Source organism: Acinetobacter sp. S4397-1, from assembly GCF_024129285.1.
Lineage (GTDB): Bacteria > Pseudomonadota > Gammaproteobacteria > Pseudomonadales > Moraxellaceae > Acinetobacter > Acinetobacter lwoffii_C.
The window spans coordinates 1-4,284 of record NZ_JAMXXZ010000063.1 but is presented as its reverse complement, the minus strand read 5'-3'; the positions used below and the strand labels follow the sequence as shown (position 1 = coordinate 4,284).

Below are 4,284 nucleotides of genomic sequence, written 5' to 3'. Positions count from 1 at the left end.
TAAAACATTTCCGTGCTATTGCTACCCGATTTGATAAGCTTGCACGAAATTATCAGTCTATGATTTACATTGCTTGCATGTTTATTTGGTGCAAAGCCAAATGAGGACACGCCCTAGGCTTTTTATTTTTATGAGATCAAGATTCTATGGACAGAATATTACAGCCTTTAAAAGACTATGTGCTTGCTGACAAAGAAAACTACCAGGGAGTGGTAGATGAACGTTTTAAAGCTCTGGCAGAGCAGTTTAGCCGCTTGCAGCATGCCCGTACTGAACAGGGTGGGGCTGCGCTGGTGATTTATTTTCAGGGACAAAAAGTCTTGGATATTTACACTGGTAAAAAGTCGGAAAACGAAGCTTGGCAAGAAGATACCATGTCACTGTGCTATTCCACTGGTAAGGGAGTGCTGGCGACATTGGCGCATATTCTGGCAAGTCAAGGCCTGATTGATTACGATCGACCAGTTGCTGACTATTGGCCTGAGTTTGCCCAGCAGGCTAAAGATAAAATTACATTAGCACATATGCTCAGTCATCAAAGTGGACTGTTTGATATTCGTAATATCATTGATGATGCAGCCGAAATGGCCAACTGGCCTCAAATGCTGGAACGAATAGCAGCAGCAAAACCGCGTTTTAAGGTGGCAACGGATGCTGCTTATCAGCCTTTGACCTTTGGCTGGCAGGTGGGTGGCGCACTGGAAAAAGCCACCGGCCAGAGTCTGCAATCATTGATGCAGCAGTATCTGGTGCAGCCTTTGGAGCTCGATGGTGCCTATTTTGGTGTGCCAGCGCAAGAACTAACACGAGTTGCACGACCAATTTTTCCGACCCAGTCATCTTCACAAGTCAAAGTTAAAAAAACCGCAGCTCGAAAGCCTAATTTGATGGAGCGGGCATTGATATGGAGTGGTCAAAGTCCACAAGATTTTCAGGACGGAATGATTCCTAAAGGTATGAAGAATTTTAATTTCTTTAGTAATCAAGGTTTACAGGCGGTTATTCCTTCAGCCAATGGAGTATTTACTGCACGGAGTCTGGCAAAAATCTATGCCATGCTTGCCAATCATGGCCTTTGGCAGGGGGAAACCTATATTTCAACTGAAAATTTTCAGCGTCTGAGCCAAGTGCAATATACCCGCCGTGACCGGATTATGCCTTTGCCAATGCATTGGCGTTTAGGCTATCACCGGATATTAAGCTTAGGTAAAGCTTCTCAAGGGTTTGGGCATATGGGGTTTAATGGGTCCGGAGCTTGGTGTGATCCGGAGCGTAATTTAAGTTTTGCGTATACACATAACTTTCCTACAGGTTCATTAACAGGAGATTACCGGTTATGGGGATTGACGCAGGAAGCTTTACGCTGTGCTGATGCAGTGCTTAGAGGTCGAAAAGGCTGGTGGTAATTCTATTTTTGGGTTTGGTCAGGGAGCTGAAATAAAAATAGGAACTTTAAGTTCCTATTTTTCAGCTTGGCATAATGTGTATTATTTAATGTTGGAAAACTTAAATATTCTTTTGATTTACGCGTTGTGAAAGTTCTTCCGCACTTTCTACACGTTCAGAATAACGGTCAGTCAGATACGCAGACTGACCCCGGGTTAAAAGCGTAAATTTATAAAGTTCTTCCATCACATCTACGATCCTCCGGTAATAAGAAGAAGGTTTCATACGGCCATCTTCTTCAAACTCAAGAAATGCTTTAGGCACTGAGGACTGATTCGGGATGGTGATCATACGCATCCAGCGTCCTAAAATCCGCAATTGATTTACCGCATTAAAGGACTGTGAGCCACCACATACTTGCATTACCGCTAAAGTTTTACCTTGTGTTGCACGTATTGCACCTGCAGCTAATGGAATCCAGTCAATTTGCGCTTTTAAAATCGAACTCATTGAACCATGACGCTCAGGAGAGCACCAAACCATGCCTTCTGACCATGCTAAAAGTTCATGCAGTTCTTTTACCTTTGGATGTTGCATATCACCATCTTCAGGAAGAGGTAAACCCTTAGGATGGAAAATTTTCACTTCTGCACCGAAGTATTCCAAAATTCGACCTGCTTCCTGAACTGCTAAACGGCTATATGATCTATCACGATTTGAGCCATACAGGAGCAATATTCTTGGTGGATGATCAAGGTGCTGTGCCTGAACTTTTTCTAAAGTCGGTTTTTCTAAAAGACTAAGATCAATATTTGGTAAGCTCATTCGACTCATACCTCTTTAAACACTTTTTTTCTAAGCCATAGCGAAACTGTCACCAAGGCAATCAATACAGGAACTTCAACAAGTGGTCCGATCACGGTTGTGAAGGCTACAGGTGAGGCTAATCCAAAAGTGGCAATGGCTACAGCAAGTGCTAATTCAAAATTGTTGCCTGCCGCAGTAAAGGAAATAGCAGTGGTTTTAGGATAGTCGTTACCCATCCATTTACTCATAAAGAAGCTGATGAAGAACATTGCAACAAAGTAGATTGTCAAAGGAATAGCAATTCTAAGCACATCTAAAGGAAGGCTAACCACCTCACCACCTTTAAGACTAAACATGGCTACAATCGTAACTAGAAGCGCAATAAGGCTGATAGGGCTAATCTTTGGGATAAATCTGGTTTGATACCAATCTAAGCCTTTCTGTTTGACTAAGATCAAGCGGGTTAAAAAGCCAAGTAAGAAGGGGATGCCCAGATAAACAAGAACAGCATGGGTAATCGTCCAAAAGCTCACATTAATGATTTGTGCCTCTACTCCAAAGAAGGGCGGTAAGAAGGTCAAGAATAACCAGGCATAAGTACTAAAGAACAAGATTTGGAAGATACTGTTAAATGCAACTAAGGCTGCAACATACTGATTATCGCCACATGCCAGGCCATTCCACACCAGGACCATAGCAATACATCGGGCTAAACCAATCAGAATGAGACCTGTCATGTATTCAGGATAGGCGTGCAAAAAAATGATTGCCAAACCAAACATTAAGCAAGGTGCTATGAGCCAGTTTTGAATGAGAGATAATGCAAGGGTACGCTTATCTTCAAAGACTTTAGGCAAGGTCGCATAGTCTACCTTGGCAAGTGGCGGATACATCATCAAAATAAGCCCTATTGCGATAGGGATATTTACTGAGTTAATGCTTAATTGATCGAGTACTACAGATGTTTGAGGGAAAAATACCCCAATACCTACGCCTAATGCCATGGCAATGAAAATCCATAGGGTGAGGTTTCGGTCTAAGAAGGAGAGCTTTGAGGCGGACATTGAATTACTCGCATTGCATAGAGATAGATAGATTGCTCGCAGCTGTATTCACTACTTCATTACTTAACACATTGAGAACTGCATTTACCCATTCTGGTAAATCGGGATTTAATCGGTAGTACACCCATTGTCCTTTGCGCTCATCTAGCAAAATTGAGAGGTTGCGAAGTAAAGCCAAGTGACGAGAAATCTTAGGTTGGCTCAGTTGTAATATCTCTGTGATTTCACACACACATACATTTTGTCTTTCTAAAATAATTTTTAAAATATCTAGACGTGTCGGGTCAGATAGGCACTTAAAGAAATCTGCTTGATCCATAATCGATACTCACATATATGCTATTGCGAATATACGTATATCCATATATAAATGCAATATTATGAATGCCTGAGTAAATCCAATGTCATCAAAAGTTAAGATCTATCATAACCCTGCTTGTGGAACATCCAGAAATACACTGGCGCTAATTCGAAATGCAGGCGTAGAACCTGAAATTATTGAGTATCTTCTTAACCCTCCAAGCAAGAACGAACTCATGAATCTAATTGAAAAATCAGGCCTTTCTGTACGTGAAGCTATTCGTAAAAATGTAGAACCTTTTGCAACTCTTCAATTAGATCAGCAACACTGGACAGATGAACAGCTCATTCATTTTATGCTTGAGTATCCAATTTTAATTAATCGTCCATTTGTGGTGACAGAGGTCGGTGTAAAACTTTGTAGACCCTCTGAACTCGTTTTAGATATTTTGTCTGCGCCTCAATTGGGAGCTTTTACCAAAGAGGATGGTGAAATGATTATTGATGAAAATGGTGAACGGATTAAGTAAATCCACTGCATTTAATATAGAGGTGGTTACCCGAACATTAAAAAGCCCCAATCTAAGATTGGGGCTGCGTCTAATCTGTATTATATTAATTTTAGGGAAGTTTCACTAGATCTCTTTCATAAATCAAAAAACGATCTTCTTTTTGGTTAATATTTGCACTCCAGATTTCTTGGCATTCGTGCATAATCTGCGGATGA

At 41.2% G+C, this 4,284-nt stretch carries 5 protein-coding genes; 2 read left to right on the top strand and 3 right to left on the bottom strand.

The annotated features are described in order from the left end of the window. Positions 1-146 precede the first annotated feature (146 nt). Complete coding sequence (locus tag NI467_RS14400) at positions 147-1,406, top strand: serine hydrolase (protein WP_253153481.1); 1,260 nt, start codon at positions 147-149, stop codon at positions 1,404-1,406. A gap of 100 nt (positions 1,407-1,506) precedes the next feature. On the opposite strand, the gene arsH is transcribed toward NI467_RS14400, so the two are convergent. The 3 genes from arsH to NI467_RS14385 are packed head-to-tail and all read right to left on the bottom strand — an operon-like array spanning position 1,507 to position 3,576. Then, a complete protein-coding gene (gene arsH, locus NI467_RS14395; RefSeq protein WP_253153480.1) occupies positions 1,507-2,211 on the bottom strand; it encodes an arsenical resistance protein ArsH in 705 nt (234 codons plus the stop codon). Between the two features lie 5 nt (positions 2,212-2,216). Beyond that, on the bottom strand, positions 2,217-3,257 hold the full coding sequence (gene arsB, locus NI467_RS14390) for an ACR3 family arsenite efflux transporter (RefSeq protein WP_253153479.1): 1,041 nt from the start codon (positions 3,255-3,257) through the stop codon (positions 2,217-2,219). A 4-nt stretch (positions 3,258-3,261) separates the two neighbouring features. After that, a complete protein-coding gene (locus tag NI467_RS14385; RefSeq protein WP_151206834.1) occupies positions 3,262-3,576 on the bottom strand; it encodes a metalloregulator ArsR/SmtB family transcription factor in 315 nt (104 codons plus the stop codon). An 82-nt stretch (positions 3,577-3,658) separates the two neighbouring features. Between NI467_RS14385 and arsC the strand changes: the two genes are divergently transcribed. Then, on the top strand, positions 3,659-4,087 hold the full coding sequence (arsC, locus tag NI467_RS14380) for an arsenate reductase (glutaredoxin) (RefSeq protein ID WP_151203250.1): 429 nt from the start codon (positions 3,659-3,661) through the stop codon (positions 4,085-4,087). Positions 4,088-4,284: the final 197 nt, after the last annotated feature.

Excerpts from the sequence above, each read along its gene's own strand:
- NI467_RS14400 (WP_253153481.1), top strand. The coding sequence starts at position 147 with ATGGACAGAATATTACAGCCTTTAAAAGACTATGTGCTTGCTGACAAA.
- arsH (WP_253153480.1), bottom strand. The coding sequence starts at position 2,211 with ATGAGCTTACCAAATATTGATCTTAGTCTTTTAGAAAAACCGACTTTA.
- arsB (WP_253153479.1), bottom strand. The coding sequence starts at position 3,257 with ATGTCCGCCTCAAAGCTCTCCTTCTTAGACCGAAACCTCACCCTATGG.
- NI467_RS14385 (WP_151206834.1), bottom strand. The coding sequence starts at position 3,576 with ATGGATCAAGCAGATTTCTTTAAGTGCCTATCTGACCCGACACGTCTA.
- arsC (WP_151203250.1), top strand. The coding sequence starts at position 3,659 with ATGTCATCAAAAGTTAAGATCTATCATAACCCTGCTTGTGGAACATCC.